This is a genomic window from Thermococcus litoralis DSM 5473 (assembly GCF_000246985.2).
Classification (GTDB): domain Archaea; phylum Methanobacteriota_B; class Thermococci; order Thermococcales; family Thermococcaceae; genus Thermococcus_A; species Thermococcus_A litoralis.
The window spans coordinates 916,379-941,986 of record NC_022084.1 but is presented as its reverse complement, the minus strand read 5'-3'; the positions used below and the strand labels follow the sequence as shown (position 1 = coordinate 941,986).

23 protein-coding genes are annotated in these 25,608 nt (G+C 42.6%); 14 read left to right on the top strand and 9 right to left on the bottom strand.

What is annotated here, in order from left to right; translation table 11 throughout:
- Nucleotides 1-6 precede the first annotated feature (6 nt).
- The 3 genes from OCC_RS05070 to OCC_RS05060 are packed head-to-tail and all read right to left on the bottom strand — an operon-like array spanning nt 7 to nt 3,082.
- Complete coding sequence (locus OCC_RS05070; protein WP_004068140.1) at nt 7-1,086, bottom strand: glycosyltransferase family 4 protein; 1,080 nt, start codon at nt 1,084-1,086, stop codon at nt 7-9.
- Entirely contained in the window at nt 1,083-1,808 is a 726-nt protein-coding gene (locus tag OCC_RS05065) for a glycosyltransferase family 2 protein (RefSeq protein ID WP_004068139.1), read from the bottom strand. Before OCC_RS05065 ends, OCC_RS05070 begins: the two co-directional genes overlap by 4 nt.
- Nucleotides 1,808-3,082 carry an oligosaccharide flippase family protein gene (locus OCC_RS05060; RefSeq protein ID WP_004068138.1) on the bottom strand — a complete coding sequence of 425 codons (1,275 nt, stop codon included), beginning with the start codon at nt 3,080-3,082 and terminating at the stop codon, nt 1,808-1,810. Before OCC_RS05060 ends, OCC_RS05065 begins: the two co-directional genes overlap by 1 nt.
- A 222-nt stretch (nt 3,083-3,304) precedes the next feature.
- On the opposite strand from OCC_RS05060, the gene OCC_RS05055 reads away from it, so the two are divergent.
- A complete protein-coding gene (locus OCC_RS05055; protein ID WP_020953670.1) occupies nt 3,305-5,602 on the top strand; it encodes an STT3 domain-containing protein in 2,298 nt (765 codons plus the stop codon).
- 67 nt (nt 5,603-5,669) lie between these two features.
- On the opposite strand, the gene OCC_RS05050 is transcribed toward OCC_RS05055, so the two are convergent.
- The 4 genes from OCC_RS05050 to OCC_RS05035 form a co-directional block, all read right to left on the bottom strand.
- A complete protein-coding gene (locus tag OCC_RS05050) occupies nt 5,670-6,656 on the bottom strand; it encodes a DUF1616 domain-containing protein (RefSeq protein WP_004067362.1) in 987 nt (328 codons plus the stop codon).
- Nucleotides 6,657-6,687: 31 nt separating this feature from the next.
- Nucleotides 6,688-8,031 carry an ATP-binding protein gene (locus OCC_RS05045; protein ID WP_004067363.1) on the bottom strand — a complete coding sequence of 448 codons (1,344 nt, stop codon included), beginning with the start codon at nt 8,029-8,031 and terminating at the stop codon, nt 6,688-6,690.
- Nucleotides 8,032-8,385: 354 nt separating this feature from the next.
- A complete protein-coding gene (locus OCC_RS05040; protein WP_004067364.1) occupies nt 8,386-9,768 on the bottom strand; it encodes an ATP-binding protein in 1,383 nt (460 codons plus the stop codon).
- A gap of 325 nt (nt 9,769-10,093) precedes the next feature.
- Nucleotides 10,094-11,587: an AAA family ATPase gene (locus tag OCC_RS05035; protein ID WP_004067365.1), complete on the bottom strand. Its 1,494-nt coding sequence runs from the start codon at nt 11,585-11,587 to the stop codon at nt 10,094-10,096.
- Between the two features lie 288 nt (nt 11,588-11,875).
- Between OCC_RS05035 and OCC_RS05030 the strand changes: the two genes are divergently transcribed.
- Nucleotides 11,876-13,285, top strand: coding sequence for an SWIM zinc finger family protein (locus OCC_RS05030; protein ID WP_004067366.1), 1,410 nt, complete (start codon nt 11,876-11,878; stop codon nt 13,283-13,285).
- Between the two features lie 183 nt (nt 13,286-13,468).
- Here the strand turns inward: OCC_RS05030 and OCC_RS05025 are convergent, their stop codons facing one another.
- Together OCC_RS05025 and OCC_RS05020 are read right to left on the bottom strand one after the other, a co-directional pair.
- Nucleotides 13,469-13,711: a hypothetical protein gene (locus tag OCC_RS05025; protein WP_004067367.1), complete on the bottom strand. Its 243-nt coding sequence runs from the start codon at nt 13,709-13,711 to the stop codon at nt 13,469-13,471.
- A complete protein-coding gene (locus OCC_RS05020; RefSeq protein WP_238565084.1) occupies nt 13,702-14,454 on the bottom strand; it encodes a hypothetical protein in 753 nt (250 codons plus the stop codon). Before OCC_RS05020 ends, OCC_RS05025 begins: the two co-directional genes overlap by 10 nt.
- A 77-nt stretch (nt 14,455-14,531) precedes the next feature.
- Between OCC_RS05020 and OCC_RS05015 the strand changes: the two genes are divergently transcribed.
- The 12 genes from OCC_RS05015 (at nt 14,532) to aglJ (ending at nt 25,605) form a co-directional block, all read left to right on the top strand.
- Nucleotides 14,532-16,436 carry a DUF4129 domain-containing protein gene (locus OCC_RS05015; protein WP_004067369.1) on the top strand — a complete coding sequence of 635 codons (1,905 nt, stop codon included), beginning with the start codon at nt 14,532-14,534 and terminating at the stop codon, nt 16,434-16,436.
- Nucleotides 16,433-17,443, top strand: a complete 1,011-nt coding sequence (locus tag OCC_RS05010; protein WP_004067370.1) for a DUF4350 domain-containing protein — start codon at nt 16,433-16,435, stop codon at nt 17,441-17,443. Before OCC_RS05015 ends, OCC_RS05010 begins: the two co-directional genes overlap by 4 nt.
- A gap of 1 nt (nt 17,444) precedes the next feature.
- Nucleotides 17,445-18,374: an AAA family ATPase gene (locus tag OCC_RS05005; protein ID WP_004067371.1), complete on the top strand. Its 930-nt coding sequence runs from the start codon at nt 17,445-17,447 to the stop codon at nt 18,372-18,374.
- Nucleotides 18,371-19,654, top strand: a complete 1,284-nt coding sequence (locus tag OCC_RS05000; RefSeq protein ID WP_004067372.1) for a DUF58 domain-containing protein — start codon at nt 18,371-18,373, stop codon at nt 19,652-19,654. The genes OCC_RS05005 and OCC_RS05000 overlap by 4 nt, the downstream gene beginning before the upstream one ends.
- Nucleotides 19,651-20,157, top strand: coding sequence for a hypothetical protein (locus tag OCC_RS04995; protein WP_004067373.1), 507 nt, complete (start codon nt 19,651-19,653; stop codon nt 20,155-20,157). The genes OCC_RS05000 and OCC_RS04995 overlap by 4 nt, the downstream gene beginning before the upstream one ends.
- A gap of 73 nt (nt 20,158-20,230) precedes the next feature.
- Nucleotides 20,231-22,528, top strand: a complete 2,298-nt coding sequence (locus tag OCC_RS04990) for an STT3 domain-containing protein (protein WP_020953668.1) — start codon at nt 20,231-20,233, stop codon at nt 22,526-22,528.
- Nucleotides 22,529-22,775: 247 nt separating this feature from the next.
- Entirely contained in the window at nt 22,776-23,000 is a 225-nt protein-coding gene (locus tag OCC_RS04985) for a hypothetical protein (RefSeq protein ID WP_148290408.1), read from the top strand.
- Nucleotides 23,001-23,153: 153 nt separating this feature from the next.
- On the top strand, nt 23,154-23,522 hold the full coding sequence (locus tag OCC_RS04980; protein ID WP_004067301.1) for a nucleotidyltransferase family protein: 369 nt from the start codon (nt 23,154-23,156) through the stop codon (nt 23,520-23,522).
- 53 nt (nt 23,523-23,575) lie between these two features.
- Entirely contained in the window at nt 23,576-23,878 is a 303-nt protein-coding gene (locus OCC_RS04975; RefSeq protein ID WP_004067302.1) for a hypothetical protein, read from the top strand.
- Nucleotides 23,860-24,303: a putative toxin-antitoxin system toxin component, PIN family gene (locus OCC_RS04970; RefSeq protein ID WP_004067303.1), complete on the top strand. Its 444-nt coding sequence runs from the start codon at nt 23,860-23,862 to the stop codon at nt 24,301-24,303. The genes OCC_RS04975 and OCC_RS04970 overlap by 19 nt, the downstream gene beginning before the upstream one ends.
- A 1-nt stretch (nt 24,304) precedes the next feature.
- Entirely contained in the window at nt 24,305-24,679 is a 375-nt protein-coding gene (locus OCC_RS04965; protein ID WP_004067304.1) for a glycosyltransferase family 2 protein, read from the top strand.
- A complete protein-coding gene (aglJ, locus tag OCC_RS04960) occupies nt 24,679-25,605 on the top strand; it encodes an S-layer glycoprotein N-glycosyltransferase AglJ (RefSeq protein ID WP_004067305.1) in 927 nt (308 codons plus the stop codon). Before OCC_RS04965 ends, aglJ begins: the two co-directional genes overlap by 1 nt.
- Nucleotides 25,606-25,608 lie beyond the last annotated feature (3 nt).

The window sequence follows — 25,608 nt, the reverse complement described above, 5'->3', positions numbered from 1 at the left end:
TCCATTTCACTCACCGGTAATGGATTTTAATATTCTCTCAAACCTCTCCGCGCTCTCATCCCAATTAAACCTTTTAGCCCATTCCAAAGCGTTTTCACTTAATCTTTTCCTAAGGGCTTCATCTTCATACAATTCCCCAAGTGCTTTGCTCATAGCCTTGGGATTTGGTTCACACAGCAAACCGTTGTAGTTGTGCTTTATTGAATCCCTCAGCCCAGGAACGTTATAACCGATGGCTGGAGTTCCTAGGGCATTGGCTTCAATTACAACCCTCCCCCAGCCTTCTCTTATTCCGGGAACCAACAATACGTGGGCCTTTTTCATGAGTTCAATTTTTTCTTTCTCGGGCACAAAACCTTTAAATTCAATATTCTTGTCCTTATACCGTTTTTTAAGCTTTTCCATAAGTTCGCCTCTGCCAACAATCCACATTTTTCCCTTATTGAGCATTTTAAAGGCTATCACGGCGTCCTCGGGCTTTTTGGTTGGGGTTAACCTGCCAACAAATATGGCTGTAAATTCGTCTTCCTTTTCAGGGACATTATCAAGAATAATCTTATCCAACCCGTTGTAGACTATCTCAACATATTTAAACCCTAATTTCTCCAAATCCTCCTTTGTAGATTCAGAGACGGTTATCGTTTTTATATTCAGGTAATGCTTTAACCAATAGGGCTCCAAAATGTGCTTCCCAATAAAATTAATTGGAAATAGGGTTTTATAATCCCAAAACTCAACTGCCAGTTGGTGTATTAACGCGATTATTGGCTTATCAACGTATTTTGGGGTTAAGAATGGTCGAGTATTTATTTCGTCAATTACTATATCAAAATCGTTTTTATTCTCCTTGTAAAATCTCTTCGCATGTGAATAGACAGTGTTAAAGACGCCAACTATTTTCCCTCCCCTGATTACTTCAATTCCGTCAATTTCCTCTTTCTTTTTAGCCCCATCAAAGTGTGAAGTAAAGAGCGTAATTTCATGCCCTTTCTTAACTAACCTTTTCGCTATCTCATGAGTATAAACCTCCGCTCCCCCAGCCTCTGGATGCTTTATGTCTTTCCAGTTGAGCCATAGCACTCTCATTTTTTATCACCATTGTAGTAATGCAAGATGTTTTTTCTGTAAACTATTGCTGCAGTGTCCAAAAACATCCTCGCTATTGCTCTATAGTTTATGGACGAGTTAAAACTCTTATGTTCAATTTTAATTGGCAGTTCATAAATCTTGTACCCATACATGTTTATCACGGTCAAAAGTTCCACATCAAAGGCGTACTTTTTGACCAAAATCTTGGAAAACGCTTTCTCTAAAACCTCCCTCCTAAACACTTTAAGCCCAACTTGGGTATCACTAACATCTAACTTGAGCAAAATTTTAACAAGTGTTCTGTACCAGATACTGAATAGTCTTCTTTTCTCGGAATACATAACCCTCGCTCCTGGAAGGTATTTTGAGCCTATGACAACATCGTATCCATTCTGAAGAGCTTTTAGGAACCTCTTTATTTGAGAAGGGGGAATATCCAAATCTGCATCGAAGAATACGATTATCTCACCGTTGCTCTTCTCAAAGCCTTTTTTCAAAGCATACCCTTTTCCTCTGTTCCTAGAGTAGCTCACAACTCTAACATTCCTAAATGACTCGCTGAGTTCTTTTGCAACTTCGAGAGTATTGTCCTTGGATCCATCGTTGATTATGATTATTTCATGATCTAATCCTTTCAACTCTTTCATGGTCTCTATAACTGCCTCTCTAAGGTTTTCCCCCTCATTGTAAGCGGGCATCAGTACTGATATCTTGGGCATTATCTATGCCTCCAAATATATATAAACAGCACGATTGTCCCTAAAATACTCACGCCAGTTAACATGGTTATTATTGTAGGAATATTCTTACTTCCAAGAGATAACAGAGCTATCTCAGTTGCGAGTAGTCCTAATAGGTAAAGAAAAATATCTGTCTTGCCTATTGACAGGGAATAATTAACCATTACGCTCGCCAGCGAGAAGAACATCATCGCCAGCCCGTATCTCCACAAATAAGGTGCAACACTGAGGTATTTTGCCCCATAAATGATTTTGATAATGAACTCCGGAAACAGGGCATAGACTAAAACTATCCCACCTGAAATCAAGAGCGTCAAGCCTAATCCCTTCAGCAGTACGTGAAAGTGCCCTTCGCCCTTTTCATGCTTTTCCGCTGCTTTAGGGAATATGACCATACCGATTGCCCCTGGAGCGAAGAGGACAATCTTTCCCAACACGGAGATGGCGGAATACTGTCCTGCCTCTAGGGGGGATAGATAGTGCTTGACCAAAATAACGTCAATGTTCCACATTGTTGTGTAGGCAAGAACTGCAAGGAATGCAAGACTGCTGTACGAAAGGATCTCCCGAATTTCAAGATTTCCCTTTTCCTTGTATTTAAACAAGTCCCTCAGAAATACTAATGTCAAGAGAAATGCTCCAATATGTGCCAGAAAGACTCCAAAGAGACCTCCGAAAACTCCGTAGCCCAGTGCAACCAGGGAAAATCCAAAGAGCACCTTAAAGAACGCCCAGGAAGAAGTGCTTAGTCCTAATGCTAAGAAGCGTTGCATTCCCCTCAAAGCCCCTTGATATATGGGGAGAACCATTGAGAGGGGAAGTGATGCAAACAAAACCAACAAAAGGCTGTTGTCCTCAATCTGCAAGAACTTAGAAAACAGCGGAGAAATCAAAGCTATTAATCCAAACAGCATAATTCCAAAAAGCCCTAGAACTTTCGTCCCCTTAATTAGGATTGATTTTATCTTTCCGTATTCCCCTCTTGTTCCGTAAACTGCTGTAAATTTAGTTATGGAGGTGTTTATAGTTGTTGAAAACACAGAAAATATATAGAATAAAGACAATAGGCTGAAAAGTTCTCCGTATTCTTGAGGAGAGAGCAATCTTCCCATTAGAAGCTGGTAGAGGTAGTTAAAGAAATTAGATAGTGTAACTGCAATCATCATGATAAACGCGTCTCTATAGAATTCATGCCTTAGAATGTTCAATCCCTTATTGCTCATCACTTCAATCCCCTTTCTATATTCTGCCATTATTTCTACCTAATTCTGATAAGCATTGCTTTAAACATTTTTGGTTAAACTTTACTACAATCTGTTATTTTGGTTAATGCGCGGAGACCCTTGCGTTCATCTTCGTATTTACAATATGTAACAAAAAATTCGTTATAATTTGATAGCAGTATCATTTTGAACCAAAGTTTTATGATAACTAAAGTTAAAAAGGATTTATCACAAAATACGTAGGGGGTTCCAATGCTCAATAGCCTGTTCAAACCAAAGAGGGCGCTACCTCTAGTGATTGGTGTGGCGTTGATCTTGAGGCTGATTCCCTTAAGGTTTAAATACCTCCTCGGTTATGACCCTTATTTTCATCTTGCTTACATCGAGGAAGCGTTAAAAGCCGGAGAATGGTTCAACTTCTTCCCATTTGCCAACGGCCCCTGGGGATTCCAAATAAAGACGTTCCATCCCCTTGGCTTATGGATAACGCCGGCTTATGTTTATAAAATTCTGAAGATTTTTGGTGTTTCCCTCTACAACGCCTTCAGAATAACGCCCGTAATCTTTGGAGTTTTGACGATAGCGTTTTTCTATTGGGCGTTACTTAAGTTCTACGATGAGAAGAGGGCTTTCTTTGCGTCTCTTTTCTTGGCTGTTAGTTACGGGCACATTTTTAGGTCGATGGCAAATTACTATAGAGGGGATAACTACATGCTCTTCTGGTACACCGTGGCTTTGGTGGGTATTGCATATGCTTTTCATACGAGTGAGAGGCTTGGGAACAAAAGACTCGCTTTTTATCTTGTCCCGGCTCTTGCAAGTGGCTTTACGGCTATCTTCTGGCAGGCTTATTATCCGATTTTTGTATTTTTGCTTTTAAACGGGGTTTTTCTCTCCGTTGGTGTGTTTATCCTTGACAAAAAGCAGGAAATTCTGGACTCAGCCCTTTTGATAATTTCAACGGCGTTTGGAGCATTCATTGCGAACTTTCTGGGCTCAAAATTTGGCTATGGTATGCTCGGCTACGATAAGCCTCTTGGAAACAGCATTGCTGAAAGGCTTGGGGTGGAGTTTGGACTCATAAAGGATAGTTATCTGCTGTTCCATATCTATTACCTGACACCTGTAGCCTTGGCGTTGGTGCTTTTATTCTTCTTGCTCTCGCGGTTCATAAAAGACAGAAGAATGCGGATCGCTATAGTGGGAGTTTTAGGGTTCTCTGCTATGGTTTTTGTTCTTGTTAAATTCTCAGGGTTGAGAGAATTTTTTGGAGTTTTTGAAATGTTTGAGGGTGTTCCCATAATGGAAACACGTCCTACAGCCTTTAGCGACATATGGAGAGCTTTTTCAATAAGCTTTTTCTTAATTCCCTTATTTTTCCTTCGCTTTTTTACCCAGAAGCTCAATACAAAAGACTTCTTTTTCTTAGGGCTAATAATCCCCGGTTTATACTTGCTGTTGATATGGGCAAGGTTTGTTTTTATTGGATCATTGGCAGTGGCCTTTATGGTTGGAATTGGGCTGGTAGAGGCTTATGAATTTATAGTACCCAAAATAACCACTAAAACAGCTGGAATTGTTTTGATAATTTTAATATTGCTCCCTGCAGTAAGCGGAGCTTTTGCACTAGACAATGTGTTGAACACAAAGCCTCTTATGAACGAACAGTGGGAGAAAGCTTTGAGGTGGCTTGGTGAGAACTCAAACGAAAACGATGTGATTTTGGCATGGTGGGATTACGGGACGTGGATTACGTACTATGCTAGAAGGTCACCAGTTGCAGAGCTAGCACCCCATGCGGATGTTGCGTTATACTATTTGGGTAAGCTCGATGAGAACTGGGCGATGAGTTTGGGCGTTGATTATGTTGTCGTTTCTTACTATGATTTCCTCAAGTTTGGCGCTGTAGTTGATACTGCGAAAATGAATACTAATTACAATATACGCGAAACCTATGGCCTAGTTGTTCTTCCTATGACCTCTTCCATTGGAACGCTGGTGTTTGAGAGGGGAGGATATAGGGTTATAGCAAAGCCCGGCGAAGAGTGGAATGTCCTAATAAACGCTGATGGAAGGGCAATTACTCCGAGGGGAATTTATGTCGAGTACAAGGGGGAAATCATTAGGCCGAACTTAACATCCTCGAACTCCAACGCTTACCTCTACATCAACCTCAACTACAAGTATGCTGTGCTTATGAATGAGGAAGCTTTTAACACAACCCTTGTGAAGCTCTTCATATGGCCAGAGGAGCCCTATGAGCTTGTCTACTCTGATGGAGGGGTTATAAAGATATTAAAGCTCAAGCATCCCAACGTTGAGGTTGAAAGGGCTAACGGCAGAGTAATCTTCCATTTTGAAAACGCCACGGGGACAGGGCTCGGCATATGGGGTTTCCTTGATAATGGTACAAAGGTTTTTGAGAAGTGGTACCCTGTTAAGGGCTTGGAGGAGTTCGAGCTGCCGAGTGAGGTTAATGGTACTGTTATAAGGTATGCCTACGCTGTGGGTAAGAAGATAGTTGACAGGGGAGTGTTCAGAAGGGAGTAGAGAGATTAGGAAAATCTAGAACAAGTCTATTCAGCGAAATATCCCATATGGTGTGTTTTTTAAACTTTCAAATCTCTCTAACTTCGATGTTGAGCTTTAGAGCCTGTATTTTGCCTTCTATGGCATCTAGAATTCTCTGCGTGGCGTTTGTTTGAGCATAATCGCCGTTTATCGGGCTCGGTAGTGGGGGTCTTTCGTCTTTGAAGAGCAAGAACCAGAGCTGCCACTTTCCGGGTTTATTAATGGTGAAGGTGTAATTGGTCTCCCATTGGGGAGTCCAGTTGCCCTCTATGTCAACGGGCTTGTGGGGCAGAGTGACGTTGAAATAATCCACGAGGTACATGTTATGAATAACGGTTTCGTTCGTCGTGAAGTTGTAGGTCAAGTTAACAAGCCAGACTTCAACGTGGTATGTTACATTCCTGTACTCATGGTTTGCTATTCCTAGAATTACGGTGGCGTTTTCCCCTACGAAGAGCTCCGTTGGGTAATCGGCGGCTTTTCCTTCTGGGCCGAGGATGTAGAACTCGGTGAACTTTTCGCCCGGCTTCGGGTGGGTTATAACGTAGCCAAGGGTTGCTACGGAGGAGATGATCGCTATTATTAAAATTACCGTTAGGGCTTTATCGAGTTTGCTTGCCTTCTCCCATTCGAGCTCTTCTTTGAGTTTCTCAATGCTTATTCTTGGAATCCACGGCTCGATAGCATTAGCCCTTCTGTATATTGCGATGAAAGCGAAGATTACGTTGAAAACTGTTAAGCTCACAAGAATTGGAATTAACCTTATTCCCCAGGGGGTGTAGTTTAGGCCCAAACCGATTAACGGCACGATGGCAATGCTTAGTCCAAAGCTTAAAGCCAGCCTCTCGAGGTTGTCGAGTTCCTTCTTTTCGGGGAAGAGAGCTGTTATGAAAACGTAGCCCGGAAAGAAGAGCACGAAGGCTAAGCCAAGGGCTTTCCTAAGCAAACTATCTGGGTAGAAGGCTATGAGGAAGTCAAGAAGTAGTGAGAGTGCAATTATCGTTATGAGGTCCCAGTAATCTCTAAGATTCATTTGACCACCGGAGGGATAAAGAAGGGAAGGCTTAAAATTCTTTTGCAAACTCTAAATCCAGAAGAAACTTCCAGAGTGGAATTAGTTTTACCTTTTTGTTTCCGTGAGCTTCTTCTCCCTCTTCATTTGCAGTTATGATAAGGCCTTTGCCAAGATTAAAGACATCCATTGCCTCCAATATGGCTTCTACTTCTCTTTCGTAGCTTTCTCTTAAATCCCAAGTTACTTGGATTGCTTTTGTTACTTTTAACCCTTCTTTGATAATGAAATCAACTTCTCTCTTGCCCTTGTAGTAGAACAGGTTGTTTTCTCCATATTTTTTAATGAGATGTACGGCAACTGCATTCTCGGCTAACCTGCCTAGATTTTTGGAGAAACTTAATGCTACGGAGGTCGCTAATCCTGTATCTACGACATAAATTTTCTTTGGGTACTTCTTTACATCTTTTATCTTTGGAGAAAAAGGTGGGATTGTGAAGAGCAGATAACTTTCTCTGAGGGCTTCTATTACCTCCGCAACAAAATTTGGAGAGACTTTCCTCTTTAGGATTCCGGCCAGTTCATTTCTTAGACTGCTTATGCTCTTAAGAGAGGAGAACGAGTTTATGGCCAATTCTGCAACCAGTTTGACTGAATTTACTTCCCTAAATCCATGCCGGAATACAACGTCTCTCATTACGATGCCGTCAAAAAGCTCCTTGAGTATTTCTCTTTTTAAGAATTCATCCTCTTCCAGAACTACTCTTGGAAATCCCCCGAATTGGAGGTACTCTATTAGGAGTCTCTCTATTTTAGCTCTGTTTTTTATAATGTCTAGCTGGTTCTCAACCACAATCCCTTTGAATTTCAAGAACTCTCGGAAACTGAGCGGGAAAACTTCGAGAGTTAGCGAACGTCCGGTTAATGCAGTTGATACCTCACTTTTTAAAAGGGAAGACGTTGATCCAGTTACAATTATTTGGACGTTTTCTTTTTCCATTGCTCTCCGAACCCATTTTTCCCAGTCCTCAATGTTTTGGATTTCATCAAGGACTATCAACGCAAATTTATCTCTGTTGACAAACGTTCTGTACGCTTGATAGATCTCATCCAAGAGCTCTAAACTTAGGTAAGGATGAAACCTTGGATCTTCTAGGTTTACGTAGAGGGTTTGTTCGGGGCCAAGTCCAGAGTCTATGGCTTTTTTCAAAAACTGCTTTGTTAGAAAGGTCTTTCCTGATCTTCTAACTCCAATAATCGATATTGAGAAGTCCTTAGCTTTGGCAAGTTTGCTAAGCCGTTTTAAGTAGTAATCCCTTTCTATCCCAACCTCTTGGGGCCTGCCCCAAAAGTTATCTACACTGATCAGCTCAATAATTTCTTCTCTTTTCAACATCTTATATCCCACGAAATATAAATTTTTAATGTTTTTATATTTTATGGAATATAGCTTTGCGCCCTTGCTTACGATACCAAAAACCATATTTAGAATTTATTGTTCTAGGATAAATGGTGATCTTGATAGTGAAACTGACCTCCTCCCGGCCCTGAAGGACGAGGCTTGTTTTAAAGAGAAAAATCATTCCAAAAGGAGTGGCGTGAAAGTGAGGGAGTGAAGTTATACTTGTTGAGCTCGAAGATAGGATGGAAATCTTCCACGGAAGAAGCTAGACTTCTCCAAGTTCTTTGATATAATTGGGGTTGAGATTAAAGAGGAGAACCTCGATGTGATGATTCTCAATGACTAAACTCAATTGGTCATTAATCTTTCCAGATCTTTTAAATCCCAGCATGTGGCATCAGGGGCTCTCTTTTTAAGGCTCTTTGCAATTATTAGGAATTCTTTCTCACCCTTCCATTTTGTTAATTCCGCTTTTTCCATTAAATCTTCCAAAACTTTTTTTCCATTAACGTCATCTCTCCATTTAACCTCAATAAACAAAGCTTTGTTGCCTTTTGTTGCAACGAGGTCAATTTCGTAGCTTCCTTTTCTGCTCTTACCCCATTGTGGCCCAATTTCGTCGAATTCCAGAACTCCCCTCTGGTTCAGTTCAACGAGAATATCCCTCACAACCCTTTCGAATATCCTGCCAAAGTAGTTGGGGAAGCCATTTTCAATTTTCCTTATTAGGGCATCATAGTTCTCTGTTTCAACTAGATTCTGGTTCTTTCGTATGAAGGTAAACCAGAAGTTTAGGAAGTAATCGTTGATTATATAACGGGATTTTTTACTTTTTTTCTCCAGCAGGGGTTTTTCTCTTGAAATCAAATTGAAATATTCTTCCAGGGCTTTCAGGTACTTCGTTATGGTAGTGGGTTTCTGGGAGATTGCGTTTGCTATCTCAACGAGGGTGTTTCTACTGTTCGCAATGGCTTCCAAGATAGAGAAATATATCTTGTGGGCTCTCCCAAACTCTTCTATGAGCAAAGCCTCACCCTCGCTCTGCAGAATAGAGGAAAATCTTAGCATCTCTTTCAGAAAGCTGAAGAAAGTCTTTTCGTTAAATAGTTCAAGATACTCATAATACTTGGGCACGCCACCAAAAACTCCATAAAACTTTATTTTTTCCTCAAAGTCCTTTATACCAAGGCCATCAAGCATTTGAAAAACAACGTTTGGTTTCAACGGCTTGAGGTCTATATAAAGGTCGCTCCTACCATACAGGGGGGATTTTCTAAGGAGGAACACCTTTTTCATCATCCCTATGTAAGACCCAGAAAGCACAATGAAAAAGCGTTTCTCTTCTTTGTATTTATCCCAGAACTTTTGAAGGTCGTGAATTATGGAGGGGTTTATTTTGAGAAAGTTCTGAAACTCATCAAAAAATATTGGTATCTTATCTTGGGTTTTGAACAAGAAGCTCAAAAAATCCTCAAAGTTCTCAAATTTTGGGGAATAGCCAAGTTTTTCGCTTATCTCCTCCTGAAAGTCCTCAAGTAAGAGTGATTCCTCCTTCACCGATACAAAAAAGTCTAAGTGAGGAATATTTTTCCTTGAGAAAAATTCTCTAACGAGTCTTGTTTTTCCAATTCTACGCCTACCGGTAATTATAACTAGGGAAGACCTCCTTTTTGTGAGGTTAAAGCTTTTTTCCAGGGCTTCGAGCTCCTTCTCCCTGTCGTAGAATTTCATTTATTATCCGCCTATAGGATTATCCTGTTTCTGGATATTTATATTTTTCGGTTGAACTCTATACCTATAGGAAAGATTATCATGTCTTTAGCTTTTTTAGAAATAGAGTGCTACCTAGTTTCTAGCCTTTTTGGCCCGTTCTTTAAAAGTCTTTTGTTGATATGGGGCGTGTTTAGTTTCACCTCCTGTTATTTAAACAGTATTTGACTTTCTTCCTTTTGAAAGCCTCGTCCTTTAGGGCGGGGAAGAGGTCATCGTTCCAGCGGAAATGATTTCAGTACCCGTTATCTTCCGCCTATTTGGTCTGTTGTTTTCACTGACTTCTTCAGAACGCGCTACACTCCAGATCCACGGGTATTAGCATTTTAACACCTTCTTTCTTACACAGTTCTTTTGCTTTTTCAGTAAAGCCTGACTTCGAGAAGAAGAACATCACTGCAGATCCAAACTCTTCTTTTGCTTTCTTCACGAACTCTTCCACGTCCCTGTAAGTTGCCGGTTTATTCCTCCACTTGACCTCAAGCACATAAATCTTATCACTAAAGGCAACACCATCAAACTCAACATCACCCCTCCGATAAGGCTTGAAATCAATGCCGAACACCTCTCTCATCTTCTCCCTGACCACGGATTCTCTTGCAAGTCCAAGCTCCCTCTTCACCCTGAGGTACTTTTCCTCTAACTCCTTAATCAGCTCTTCCAAATACTTCTCCCGCCTGAGCTCCAGCTCGGTGATGCCAAGATAGGTCTTTGCAAGCCAGAAACGCATGAGCTTGTCGGCAAAGTAATACTTTTCATTCTGCCTTACAATCAAATCCGTCCTCAAAAGGAATTTCAAATAGTTTGACACCTCGCCACTGGGCTTGCCCAAACGTCTGGCAATCTCCGAAAGCCTCAACCCCTCTTCCTGAGCCAGGATAAGAAGAATCTGCTTGTGGATTGGTCCTTTGTAGGCCCTTGAGAGGGACTCATTGAAAACATATTCAAGGTGCATATAGATGTCCCCTTTCTCTGTCAATAGTTCAGTGAGAAAGGCATAGTGAACATCTTTCCGTCTAATCTTTTCAAAGCCCTCTTCAATTAAACGCCTGCACACAGCTAGAACATAAAAGGGATGACCCTGGGTGAGTTTATAAATCAGTTCAAGTGCTGATCGGGAAGCTTCAATTCCTGCCCTTTCTAGGGTTGTTTTTGCAAGCTCTATTGCATCCTCTCTTGGCAAACCCTTCAGGTAAATTCGCCTGAATTGACCAAAGAAGGGATTCTTTGGAGCTAAAATTTCTTCCATCATTCTAACGGCAGAGCCAGAAATGAAGTATGCAATGTTCTTCTGCTTTTCCGTGACAGCACGCATTACCTCCAAGAATCCCTTGAAATTGAGAACTTCCTGGAATTCATCGAGAATAAAAACGGCCTTTTGTCCTGTTTTCTCTAGAATTGACTCCTGAATTTCAAAGAGAGTTTCGAGGCACCCATCCTTGATTGCTCTAACTTCCCTATCAACTTCAAGCTTTGCAGACAGGATTAGCAGGTCATCCCAGGTTAAGAGCTCACTCCTTCCAATCTCCAATCCCAGTGTATTAGCAATTTCATATAGAAGCTCCCTCGTGTATGCAAAGATAAATGAGTCTAGGCTTCCAATCCGCTGTAAGTTTAAGTATGGAACAACTCCCTTGGCTTTCTCTCTGAATTTAAGAAGAAGTTCAGTCTTTCCAATTCTCCTCGGCCCGATAATAGCAACATTAACCTTCTCCCCACTCTTTAGTGACCCATAGGCAGAGTGCAACACCTTCAGTTCCGCCCTTCTATCAACAAACATGATATCACCCTTACAGATTTATGCATAAAACTGTAATGCATTGGAATTTAATACCTTTTTGGTTATCCTGGCTCGCCTCGCTCATAGGATTCATCTTTCCAATTCATGATACCTTTATGAGCCCTTTATGATACCTTTGATTCCTTTAAAACCTGCGCTCCTCCCCTCAATGGCGAGGGGTTAAACCGTTGGAATCCTTAGCTAAGCGGGGGAGGAGGTCAGTATAAACACACCCTAAGAACCTAAAATTTTTATACCTCTTCGCCTCCCAGTTTTTGGGCATTAAGGATGAGCTTGAGGGAAGTAAGAAGAATTTTTGGGAGCAGGGTATTTGAGAGAGGAGAAAGGTACTACATGGAAGGGAGGGTTTTAAGCGCTGTAAAAATTGGGGACGTACTTTACGCACAGGTTAGGGGAAGCAAGACGTACAGCGTTGAGTTTGACCTCAGGAATATGAACTCCTTTTGCACATGCCCCTATGGGAGAAACTGCAAACATGGTGTGGCGGCATTTCTTGCATACTCCAATGGGGAATTTTTCGATGGTGATGCTTTCCTCGAATCCCTGAAAGAGAAGAGCAAAGAGGAAATCTTGGAAATTTTAAGGGAAATCCTGAAAAGCAATCCGGAAATTCTGCCTGAAATAAAAAGAGAAGTAGACCTCTTCTCTTATTTTGAAGGATATCTCTCCTATGAAGATGCGGTTGAGGTGGGCAGGATAATTAAGAGCGGAATTTCAAAGGACGACGCTTGGGAGCTGCTTGAGTATATATGCAGGCACTACTATGATTTCGGTGGGTTTTACGACGACTATAGGGATTTTTACTATGGAGATATTGTACTGAAACCCTTGTTTGAGGTCATAGAGAAAAACATCAGTAAAGAAGACTTTAAAAGGTTTTTAGAACTCCTTAAGCTTTTAGACGTGCCAGATGATGTCTATAGATACGCCTATGAAGTTCTGCTGAGGAACGCTGAGCTCTTCAAAGAGGATATCTTAAATGCCGAGAACATGAGCGTTGAGCTAAGAGCACCGTTGCTCGCAAAGATTGGAGAGAAAGAAAAGGCCGAGGCGCTTATACTAAACTCCAGCTTAAGTCCGCGGGAGAAAGTAATGCTTCTCCTAGAGGTGAATCCAGAACTTGCGGAGGAACTCGGCTTGAAATTCTCAGAGTATCATTTGCTTATAGAGTACTTTGGCAAAAGGAGTGAATATGAGAAGGTTATAGATCTCTACACGGCGAGCGATGGTGTAGGGTATCTCACAAGCTATGTTTGTGAGGCCATAGAGGCAACGGGCAGATTTGATGTCTTTGAAGAAATATTAAAGAAAGAAAATGCAAACATAGCGTTTTTATGTGCGCTTGAACTGGGTCTTAAGGATAGAATTATCGAGTTATTTCCAGATGCCGTCGAAAAGTACATAGCGGGAACCCTCTCCAGGCAGGCAATTTTGGATGCACTCTCGCTCATTGGGGATGATTTAAAGTCCATAATCCCGGACATTGAAAAGATTGTGGAATTTGAGGTTGCCAAGAAGAACAGAAATGCCTACAAATTTGCAGCAGAGCTCCTAAAGCTTATTAAAAAGGTGGATGCTAAAGAGTACGAACGCTTGGTGGAAAAGCTCAAGAAAAGGCATCCAAGAATAAGAGCACTATGGGAGATATTGGAGGGGACTACTCGCTGTAGTTCTTGAAAGTCTCGCCTTAATCTGGAGATCTCACCACCTGACCTCCTCCCCGCCCTGAAGGGCGAGGCTTGAAAAAAGTTCTCAACCAGTAAAATTCTGGCGTTTCAACACCAAGGAAATCTTACAAGCCCAAGCGTGTTTTCTGTTGGGGGATTATTTGCAAAGCCTTCGCCACTTGAGATGTGCCCCTTAACCGCTCAGAACCTCATAAACTTTCTTCATAACTATGATTGCGAATATCACAAGGAGGAGTTCAACTAGGGGCTTTAGGCTTTCTTTCTGCTCTTTGCTTAGAAATAAGCTTCCCACTTCGATGGTTATCAAAAGCCCGATGAGGGCTAAAGTTAGGAATACATCGACGCTCTTTGTTGCCAGTGCAGATATTAGAACCCACGATGATAAAAATAGGAGCATGTAGTCCTCTACATCCATTCCCTAACGCCTCCAAGCTTTTTGGCTTTTATCTCAACGCCGTGTTGTGTTGTGGCAAAGCTCTCGCTTTCTATAACCTCATTTGTTCCCTTAGCAAGAGCGAGAAGGATTGAGGAGCAAACAGGACAGGCAACTTGGTTGCAGCCCTCTATACTTGCCCTGCATATCTCCGTGTTTGTGGGCTTTACCACTATCCTGAAGCCTTCTTTGTTTTCATCTATGTGTACCCCTTTGGCAAGGTCAAGGGCTCTTAAGACTGAGGACGAGACGCTCTCAACTGTTGCGTAGCCTTCACCGTCAAGTGAGCCTTCAAAATGTTCCTCGAACTTTTTGACGAGCTCAGCTCCTGTGGGTCTTATCACGAGACCCATCTGCCTCTCGTTGGCAACGTTGGTGAGGAAAACCGTATCCTCATCCATCCTTCCCAGATCGAGGTCAAAGTCCTTGTGGAGAGGGATGAATGTTCCTCCCTCTGGCATGTTCTCGTAGGGAGGAATGTAGAGGGCATTTCCCTCAAGGCCTAGGTCATCAACCATTTTCTTGATCATGTTCACGTAGGGGAGAATAAGGTTGTCAAGTGCTTCTCTCTTAACGTATTCCTTTGATTTGAAGGTGAAAACTACAAAGCTCAAGAATAAACCAGCAAAGCCGAGGTTAATCTGACTCTGGTTGGAGTTTATCGCACCATAGATCAGGAGGAAGGCACCTATGACTGCTAGAGAAGCTCCTGCCACTCTCTCCATTCTCATCTCTTTATCCCTTGCCAATTTAAAACCATTAACTTTAAAATGTTTATCATTGCCTTCTGAATTTGAGGAAAATGAAGAGGACATTAGCTTTAATCACCCTTGCACTTTTAACCTTCAGCACCTTTGGATTAGCCTCGGAAAGGCACTTTGAATATGATACGGCCTATGAAAACGATAAGGGAATTTACATCTATTTTAGAGTTCTTTTGCTTTACTCCGAGATGACCCTTGACAAGGTGATTGACGAGGATAACGAGAGCACCTATTATGCAGAAAGCGTTGCCACAAAGCTGAAGGTCACGCAGGAGGAGATAGAGTTCTACAAATCTTTTGGGATTAAAGCCAAAGTAGATGACTATCTGCCGCCTTTCTTGGAGTTCGGCGAGGGGCTTGAAGATATTGTGGAGGGACAGAGACTTTTCTTGGACAATATTGAGATCGTAAAGGAGTTGGGGGATTATTATGCATACCTTAACGCAACTCAAGGGCTGGAGATGATGGGCGAGGGCATTTCAAAGGCCGAAAACGCGCTTGATGTTATAGACACCTTTGAATTCCGAGATGAAGATGGCAACATCTTAACTCTGGATACTTCTTCCATCAGAAGTAAGTTAGAGAAGATCAAAAGGATGTATTTGGGGTATGAGAGGGGTTTAAACACCTATAAAGTGCTTTCTCCAGAAGAGGCCAAAAATGTAGCCATCACTAATGAGACTGTAATTATCATCCCAACGTCATTGGTTTTGTATGCCTCAAACCTCAATCCATTCGTTTATGAAAATGTAACCTTCTATGGCTATGCATCTGACTTTGAGAATGTTAACATTCATGTTGAGAACAAAACAATCGTGCTGGGAGTTAAAAACAACCGTTTTTCCTACGTTTATTCATTCGAGAGGCCTGGCACTTATGAGGTCTTTGCAACGGGAGTTAAAAACGGAAGCGCTGAGATCTCGAACGTTATAACCATCAACGTGCTGAAGATCCCCACGAGGATTGTTCTCTCCTCAGAGGGAAGTGCATACATCAACGAGAGCTTAAGGGTGAACGGTTTTCTGCTCGACTATTATGGAAACGCTTTAAACGGGGAGAAGGTTTTTGGTGAGTTTAACGGCGAGGAGTTCACCCTCTTGACTTCAGGCAACGGGAGCTTTTCCTTCAACGTTACGAGCGGTGAGAGCGGAAGAAAGCTGGTAAACGTTACATACCTGGGCAATGAAATTTACGCTGGCAGTTGGGCATCTTTAAGCGTGGTCTTCCTCAAGTATCCGGTGAGGATTAGCATAAAAGCGGACAAGGGCGAGGTCAAGGAGGGGGAGGAGGTTAAGATAATCGGGGAGATAGAGGGCGTTGAGAGGGAGATTCCAATAGCGGTATACGTAGATGATAAACCTTACAAATCTCTCTATGCGGCAAAGAATTTTGAAATAACACTCAGCTTCAACGAAACGGGTAAACATGAAATTTACGCTTACTTCCCGGGAGATGAGTATTACGATGAGGCAAAGTCGAATGTGGTTTCTATTAGCGTTGTCAGTTTCTCGTTGATTGAATACATCATTTTTGCTCTGGTTTTGGCTCTCTTAGGGGGCATCGCTTACCTCTCAAGGAAGCTCTATTTGAGAAGCAGAAAGGGAATGAGTGATGAGGAGTTCGTGGCGCTGATAAAAGCTCTTAGAGAGCTGGAGAAGGAAGAGGAAGAAGAGATGGAGAGAAAGTTCAAGTCCTTAAGGGAAATGTACAGGGAAATCTACCAGAGGCTCATAAAGCAGTACGGTTTAAAGCCCAGCACAACTCCGAGGGAGCTCGCTAGGAAGTTAAGAAAGGAGAGCTTTGCCCCGTATCTGGAGAAGCTGACAAGCCTCTACGAGAAGCACTTCTACGGTAAAAAACCATTGGGGAGGCGTGGCGTCCTTGAGTATTTGAAAAGCGTGGCTGGCTTTATAGTTTCATTTATCGTGAGGGAGGAGCTATGAGGAGAGCAGCGTATGCAATAATGTTGGCCTTTGGCATTTTCCTCCTTGTGATGCCAATAAGCGTGCCTGTATTCCATACTAGTGCCGATTTTAGTGTTTTCAACACCAACTGGAACGGGGCCTCTAAGTTTGGTAAACTTCTCTACGAGGAATCAAGGGTAGTGCCCGTGATAACATCTTACAACTCCTTTGATCTAAGCGAGAGGAAAGGGGTTCTCCTAATCCTCGGGCCTGATATGAGATATTCTCCTCTTGAGGTAGGGGAGGTTAAGAATTTCCTGAACAATGGCGGTACTTTGGTTTTGATAGACGACTTTGGTACTGGGAACGACATCTTGGAGGGGCTGAACTTATCTGCAAGGTTCTTGGGGATAACTCCTATAGATGTCTTCTACTCGAAGAACTACAACTTCCCCGAAGTTGTCAGGATTCTTGATCCCCAGCTGGGCATTGGAGTAGACAAGCTCATCTTAAACGTTCCGTCAGCGATAATAGGGGCAAACGGCTCAATATACACGAGCAAAGTGACTGTGGTAGGCAACAATCAGAGAGAATTGCCTGTAATGAGTGAAGTGAAGTATGGCAAAGGCAAGATAATTCTCTTTGCAGACCCGAGCGTCTTCATCAACGACATGTTCGATGAGAATGAGCCCTTCATAAGGAACTTCGTGAGGTATTTGAACGCTGATACTGTTTACATAGACGAGGCCCACCATTCAAACTTCAACCCATACGCAGTGGGAACCCTGGTCATACGGAGGAGTCTAGACCGGGTTAAGGCGTTTTATGTGGTATTGGCGGTTGCGGTAACAGCGATCTTGGTTGAGAGTGGCCTCGCGCTGAAAGGTGTTGGGAAGATCCTTGAACTGATACTGGGGAAAATCTTTAAGGAAGAAGAAAAAAGTCTGGATGAGGTTATAGAGAAGCTCAAGAAAGAGGGTTATGATGAAAGTATCCTTAGAAAGATGATAAAGGAAATAGAAACTGGTAAAAAACTAGGTGGTTAAAATGAACGGTAAAGAGTTCCTTGATACTCTCAAAAAAGAGGTTCATAAAGCCGTTGTTGGAAAGGACGATGTTGTAGAGCTTTTGGCGGTTGCCCTTTTGAGCGAGGGACACGTGATACTCGAGGGCATTCCTGGGGTTGCAAAGACGACGATAGCGAAGAGCTTTGCAAAGGCTATTGGACTTGAGTTCTCCAGAATCCAGCTTACCCCGGATTTACTGCCAGCCGATATAATTGGAACGGTCTACTACGACCAGAGGACTGGGCAGTTCAAGATAAAGAAGGGGCCCATCTTTGCCAACGTTGTTCTGGCTGATGAGATAAACAGGGCGCAGCCAAAGACCCAATCAGCTCTGCTCGAGGCAATGCAAGAGGGACAAGTCACAATAGAAGGGAACACCCTTCCACTCCCAAAGCCGTTTCTTGTCATAGCAACTAAAAACCCCCTTGAGTTTGAAGGGGTTTACACTTTGCCGGAAGCTCAATTGGATAGGTTTATGCTCCACATAGGTGTTGGCTATCCGGATAAGAATGAGGAGCTGGAAATGCTCTTGAGAAAGGATAGGGGAGAGTTTGGGGAGGTTAAACAGGTCTTTACGCCGAGCCAGATAATGGCTCTCATTGCCAAGGTTAAGAGTGTTAGGACAAGTAAGGAAGTGCTCCACTACCTCTACGAGATCGTAGCGAGGACAAGGAGAGATGAGAGGCTTTTGGTTGGGGCTTCGCCGAGGGCTGCGGAGCACCTGCTTTATGCGGCGAAAGCGAAGGCATTCTTGAGTGGAAGGGACTACGTCATTCCAGATGATGTGAAGGAAATGGCCGTCCATGTCTTGTCCCACAGGCTTCTTGTTAGAGCGGAATACGAGCTTGAGGGAGTGAAGAGCGAGGATATTGTGAGGGAGATTCTTGATGAGGTAGAGGTGCCGGTATGAAAAGGGAAGACCTGCTCTGGACTCTAGCGGGAGTTAGCTTTGCCCATGGGTATCTCTCTTCAAGCGTTTTTAGTGCCCTATTTGGACTTGGGTTGTCTCTCTATTTATTAAAGAGCAGAGCGGATTTTAAGCCCGAGCTAAGGGTAGAAGTTGAGTTTCCGGAGCAGAGTGAGGAGATGAAGAAGGTTAAAGCTGTACTCAGGATTGAGAATCTCGGAAGTGATGTTAAAATAAGGGTGAAGGATAAACAGCTTTCTGGAGTGAGAGTTTTTGGGGACGCGGCAGTTGTTAAGTCTGGTGAAGAGAAATTCATAGAGCTTCTCCTTGTTCCCGAGAGGAAAGGAGAATACGAGATCCCGATAAAATTGGAGGTTACCGACCTCAAGGAGCTCTACTTCGAAGAGGTTGATGTTGGGAATTATAGGCTTGAGGTAGTTCCTTCTGTTGAGTCCATAAGGGAGGCCGCTAAGGAGGACTACAACGTAAAGCTGGGTGAGGTTTACAAAAGGACAGTCTTCTTCGGGATGGAGAGAATGGAGCTTGAGGGCCTGAGGGAGTATCTGCCCGGCGATGACCTAAGGAGGATAGACTGGAAGGCGAGCTCAAGGCTTGGGGAATTGATCGTGAGGGAGTTCATGAAGGAGCACGAGGCTGATGTTTACATTGTTCTCGATTCCACAAGGGAGATGAGGAAGGGGATAAAGAGGGCGAAGATAGATTATGCTTCGACTTTGGCTTTGCATATGGCAACTTTTCTTTTGAAGAAAAACTACAGGGTGGGATTGATAGTTTATGAGGATAAGGACGTTAAGGTAGTTAAACCCGCGAGAGGAAGGGAGCATTTGAACAAGATTAGATCTGCCGTGAGGTTTAAGGAGGAGAAGGGGCTGATGAGCCTCAAGGGCGAGGTCAGCCTGAAGTTCAGCGAGAGGGCTAGGAAGTTCATGAGGAAGGTGTTTCCCAGAAAAAGAGCAAGCATCAGTGAGGCGTTGTTGAGTATAAAGGAACCATCGTACATTATCCTTATTACTGATCTAATGAGCTACACGTCCCTTCTTTACAGGTTGATAGTTATGCTGAGGAAGAAGCACAAGCTGATAATACTCTCGCCAAACCCGATACTCTTCTATGGAGAAGAGCTCAACGAGGAAACCTTAAAGCTGCTCTATGAGAAGTATATCGAGAGGGAGAAAACGGTTAAGAAGTTTAACTCCCTAGTTCCCACTATTGATCTGGGGCCGAGCGACTATTTGAGGGAGATAGTGAGGGAGCTGAGATGATCTGGGGAATAGTTGCTGTAATCGGTGGGTTGATTTTGGGGAGTAAAGCTGTTGTTCTGATACCCTTGGTGTATTTATTGACTAGGAAGAGTAAGGATTTGGGGCTTCTGGCTTACTTCTTCTACGGGATAGTTTTGGTTAACGAAGTCTCTTTTAGTGATGTGATTTCTTTTGGGTCTTTGAAGGGGTTTTTGTTGGGGGTTGTTCCTTCGTTGGGAGTTTTGAGGGAGATTTTGGTTGGGTTTGAGTTTGGAAAGATTCCCAAGTTTAGGTCTTTTAGTGATTTGGTAAGATTTGTGGGTAATAAATCGTACTTCTACAAGACAATGATATTTTTGGTCGTAGTTTTTGCTTTGATTGCGGTTATAAAGATGAGATACAGTTATCTGTACACGGCGGAAAACCAAGTGACAATCTTAGCCGCTCTTACGTTGCTCTTTGTGCTTTTCAACATGAAAGAAGTTAAGAAAACTGTGATGTTTGAGTTGGAGGAGAAACTTTAGAAATAATGGAGAATAAAGCATATATTTGCCGAGTGGTTTAATACATTTAGAGATGCTTTAGGCAGGTGTGGGTATGGACTTTGAGAGGGTTTTCAAGCCCAAGATTGCACTTCCTTTGATAACGGTTGTAGCTTTGATCTTTAGGCTGATACCTTTAAGATTTAAATACATGCTCGGCTATGATCCGTATTTTCATCTTGCTTACATAGAGGAAGCGTTGAAAGCTGGTGAGTGGTTCAACTTTTTTACTATTGCCGGTGGGCCTTGGGGCTATCAGGTGAGGACTTTCCATCCCCTTGGCCTATGGATGACGCCCGCTTACGTTTACAAAGTGCTAAAGACCTTTGGAGTCTCTCTATATAACGCTTTTAGGATAACGCCCGTAATCTTTGGGGTTCTGACGATAGTGTTTTTCTATTTGGCTTTGCTGAAGCTCTACGATGAGAGAAGGGCTTTCTTTGCATCTCTTTTCCTTGCGGTGAGCTTTGGGCACATTTTTAGGTCAATGGCAAACTATTATAGGGGAGACAACTACATGCTCTTCTGGTATTCGGTGGCTTTGTTTGGAATTGCATACGCTTTCTACATGAGGGAAAAGCTTAGATATAAAAGGTTTGCTTTTTACCTTATCCTGGCTTTTGCAAGCGGTTTTGCAGCCATCTTCTGGCAGGCTTATTACCCAATTTTTGTCTTTCTCCTAGCTAACGCAGTCTTCTTGGCTGTTGGGGCCTTTCTTTTAGATGAAAAAGAGAAGTTTTTTGATTCTCTGGCATTAGCTGCTTCAACCGTTGTGGGAGCTTTTATAGCGAACTCCTTGGGAGGAAAGTATGGCTATGGTATGCTGGGTTATGATCAGCTTGGTAAGAAAGTTGCTGAGAAGCTTGCCCTTGAGTTCGGCACAATAAAGGATGCCTACCTTATTATTCATATTAAATATTTAGTCCCGCTGGCGCTCGCTTTCATAATACTGCTCTTCATTCTCAGCAGATACATTAAAGATATTAAAGTGAGAGTGGGAGTTTTGGTGGGATTGGCAATCTTAGGTGTGTTTGTGCTGTTCTATAGATTCGAGGCTCTAAAGGAACTGTCTACTGGGTTTGGGATTTTTAAGGAGGCTCCGATAGCGGAGACTCGACCTTCTACTTTCGATGACCTATGGAACGCCTTCGCCTTGAGCATCTTCCTTATCCCTCTCTTCTTCCTTAGGTTTAGGCTGAGAGAAGTGAAGGTTCAGGACTTTATGTTCCTCGGGCTTGTTTTGCCAAGCATCTATATGATCAAAACCTGGACGAGGTTTCTCTTTATAGGTTCGATGGCGATTGCGCTGATGGCTGGAGTTGGATTATGGGAGCTCTATAGCGTTTTGTCCCGCTTGGATAGGAAGAAGTCTCTTGCACTGACACTGGGGCTTCTTGTAATTATTCCTGGAGTTAATACAGCTTTTGGGCTTGATAGTGTTACAAAAGAAAAGCCCTTTATGAACGAACAGTGGGAGAAAGCTTTGAGGTGGCTTGGTGAGAACTCAAACGAAAACGATGTGATTTTGGCATGGTGGGATTACGGCCACTGGGTTACTTATTACGCTAGAAGGTCTCCAATAGCTCAGGGAAGCCCGAACACAGGAGTCGCTTTGTACTACTTAGGCAAGCTCGATGAAAACTGGGTGATGAGCTTAGGAGTTGATTATGTTATCGTTTCCTATTACGATTTCCTCAAGTTTGGCGCTATAGTTGATACTGCAAAGAGACATCCAAAATACAACGTGAGTGAAAGCTATGGACTCGTTCTCCTTCCCATGACCTCTTCCATTGGAGCGCTAGTGTTTGAGAGGGGAGGATACAGGGTTATAGCAAAGCCCGGCGAAGAGTGGAATGTTGTAATAAATGCCAATGGGCAAGCGTTGACTCCAAGGGAAGTTTACGTTGAATACAAGGGGGAAATCATTAGGCCGAACTTAACATCCTCGAACTCCAACGCTTACCTCTACATCAACCTCAACTACAAGTATGCTGTGCTTATGAACGAAGAAACCCTCAACACAACCCTTGCAAGGCTTTTTATAAGGCCTGAAGAGCCTTATGAGCTGGTTTACTCTGATGGAGGGGTTATAAAGATACTTAAGCTCAGACATCCCAACGTTGAGGTTGAAAAAACTAACAGCAGAGTAATGTTCCACTTCGAGAACGCCACGGGGACAGGGCTCGGCATATGGGGGTTCCTTGATAATGGGACAAAAGTGTTTGAGAAGTGGTATGGTGTTAAGGGCTTGGAAGAGTTCGAGCTACCGAGTGAGGTTAACGGTACCGTGATAAGATATGCTTACGCTGTGGGTAAGAAAATAGTTGACAGGGGAGTGTTTAGGAAAGGGTGAGAACGTTTGGTGCAAAGTGTTACAAGTTATGTTAAGATTCATGAAGTTTAGGGTCTTATGACACAACAAAACTTTTTGATATCCTCTCAAAATCTTCCATTAATTTAATGAAAAACTTTTAAAAATCTGTTATAGTAAAATACTACACTGAGTGATCTGCTTGGAATTAAACTCGGTCCTGTCATGAGGAGACTAACTAATATTAAGGGACAAGGCTTTTATTTTTGAAAGGATAACATAGCCACTGATGGTGAGAAAAGTGGGAAAAGTGGTAATCAAAATCAACGTTCCGGATGGGATGGAGGAATTCGTAAGGCGAGAGGTAGAAAATTTTGTCAAGACCTTAATCGAAAAAGAAGACTTAGAGGAGCTGATTAAAGGCTTTAGATCGCTAAAAGGAATATTAAAAACCAAAAAATCAGCAAAAGAACTGAAGGTTGATCTGTATGAAGAGCTTCCAAGCCTTTACTGATTCAAGTGTCTTAATTGAACATCTAAAGGAGAATCCAGATGCAAGAGATCTCTTACGGCAGGAGGAGAGGTCAGTTTGAAGATGCATACAAAAAAGAAGGGATAGTGCTAATCGACAATGTTGAGAGGCTAAAGAAGGATTTAGGTGAATAGCATGAAAACACTTGAAGAGATTGAGAAAATTTTGAGGGAGCATAAGGAGGAATTGAGGAGAAAGTTTAAAGTTAAGGAGATTGGGATTTTTGGCTCTTACGTTAGGGGAGAGCAGAGCGAAGTGAGTGACGTTGACATTTTGGTGGACTTTTATGAGCCCCTTGGCTGGGAGATTGTAGACTTGAAAGATTATCTCGAAAGCCTCCTTGGAGTAAAAGCTGATCTTGTGACAAAGAATGGTGTTATGAGAAAACCCGAGCTCTGGAAATACATAAAAGGAACTTATCCATGTCTAAACGGGATTACCGGCTTTTCCTTGAAGACATGCTTGAAGCCATTGAGAGGATTGAGGAATACACTAAAGGGGTGAATTGAAAAATTTTAAAGTATTAAAGTCCACAAAACACAGAGGGGGTGGGATTATTGATAAAGACCAAAACCATATCAGTTGAAGTTCCCGAGACATTTGAGAAGGAAGTTGAAAAGCTTGTGGAGATGGGGATATTTAAAGACACTTCCGAATTCATTAAATTTTCTCTCATTAAAGCACTCTTAGACATCTGGGACAAGCTCAGGGCTGAGAGTTCCGAGGAAGAATTTTTAGAGGAGATTAAGGATTTGAGAGAAAGACTGGGAAAAGAGGGAAAGCTGAAATCCGAGGAAGAAGTGCTTGAAGAAATCAAGGAGAGCAGGGAGGCATTTAAAAAATGGAGAGGGCTGTTGTAGACACTTCAGTTCTTATTTCAGCGGCGATTTCAAAGAAATCCTCACCTTTTAAAATTGTAGAGCTCATGCTTTTAGATAAGATTGTGAATTATGCCTCCAAAGAAACTTTGGAAGAGTTCAGAAGAACACTTGTTGAAAAAGTCGTTGAGGGATATTTCACTCTGAGCTTTGCAGTTAAGTTCTTTGAGATGATCAAAAAACACTCATCAATTGTTGATACAAAAGAAAATTTTAATCTCTGTAGAGATTATGAGGACAACAAATTTTTAGATGTCGCGTATGAAGCAAAAGTGGATTATCTGATAACCCTCGATAGAGACCTGCTTGATTTGAGAGATGATGATAAAAGAGAATTCAAAATAAGAGAGCATTGCTTTAAAATATTGAGACCGGAAGAATTTTTGGAAGAGCTGAAAGGTGAATAGCATGAAAACCCTCATAATAATTCCCGCTTATAACGAAGAGCTGACGATTGGGTCAGTCGTTGCTCTCGCTAAAAAGTATGGAGATGTTCTTGTTGTTGATGACGGCTCTAAAGATAGAACTTCTGAGATCGCTCAAAAGGCAGGTGCAATTGTCATTAGGCATGAGGTTAACAAAGGGAAGGGAGCGGCGTTAAAGACGGGCTTTGGTTATGCCTTAGCCAATGGTTATGATGTTATTGTAACTATTGATGCCGATGGTCAGCACAATCCCGACGAGATTCCCCTCTTATTGAAGCCGATTTTGGAGGGTGAGGCAGATTTAGTTATTGGGTCGAGGTATTTGAATATACCGTTGATTATTGCGGAGGGAGCATAGTGGGATATCAAAAGGACATTAAACCGGAAGATGTGACCATACTGATACCAACAAAGAACGAAGAGGAAGGCATAGGATGGGTAATTGACGAGTTCAAGAAGCTAGGCTACAATAACATCCTTGTTATAGATGGGCACAGCACCGATAGGACGCGAGAGATTGCAGAGGAAAAGGGCGCAAGGGTCGTCCTTCAGACCGGAAAAGGCAAAGGTCAGGCTGTTGCTGAGGCACTCAAAATGATAGACAGCGAAGTTGTTGTTATGATAGACGGTGATGGAACCTACGACCCCAAGGACATTGAAAAGCTCCTTGAGCCAATAAGGAGGGGCATTGCTGATCATGTCATTGGAAACAGGCTGATGAATTTTGAGAAAGGAGCTTTTACAAAGCTTAATTTGATCGGAAACAAAATATTCAACGCCCTTTTCAGGTTTCTGTACGGTGTTCCCGTTTATGATATGCTTACTGGTTACAGGGCTCTCACAAAGGCCCTCTACAAAAGTGTTGAGCTTGAGAAGCACGGCTTTGAGGTCGAGACCGAGCTTACGGTTGAGACAGTAGCCAAGGGCTTCAGAATTGCAGAGGTTCCGATAAATTACTACAAGAGGAAAGGGAACGCAAACCTCCACCCAATAAAAGACGGATGGAGGATTGGAAAGGCGATAATCGAGATGCTTGTGAGATACAACCCTGCGAAGTACCTCTACTTCCTTGGTGGCATTTTCTTGTTGCTGGGTTTGATCACAGGGATTTATGTGGTTTACGAGTGGCTTCATCGTGTTCCTCACGATTTGCTTGCGATCGTAGTTGCCATCCTCGTGCTCGGAGGCGTGCAGTTCATAGCCGTTGGGTTCGTGATGAGCTACATGTTTAAGAGTATGGCTGAGTTGAAGAGGATGATACGGGAAATGAGAGATCGGGGATGAATA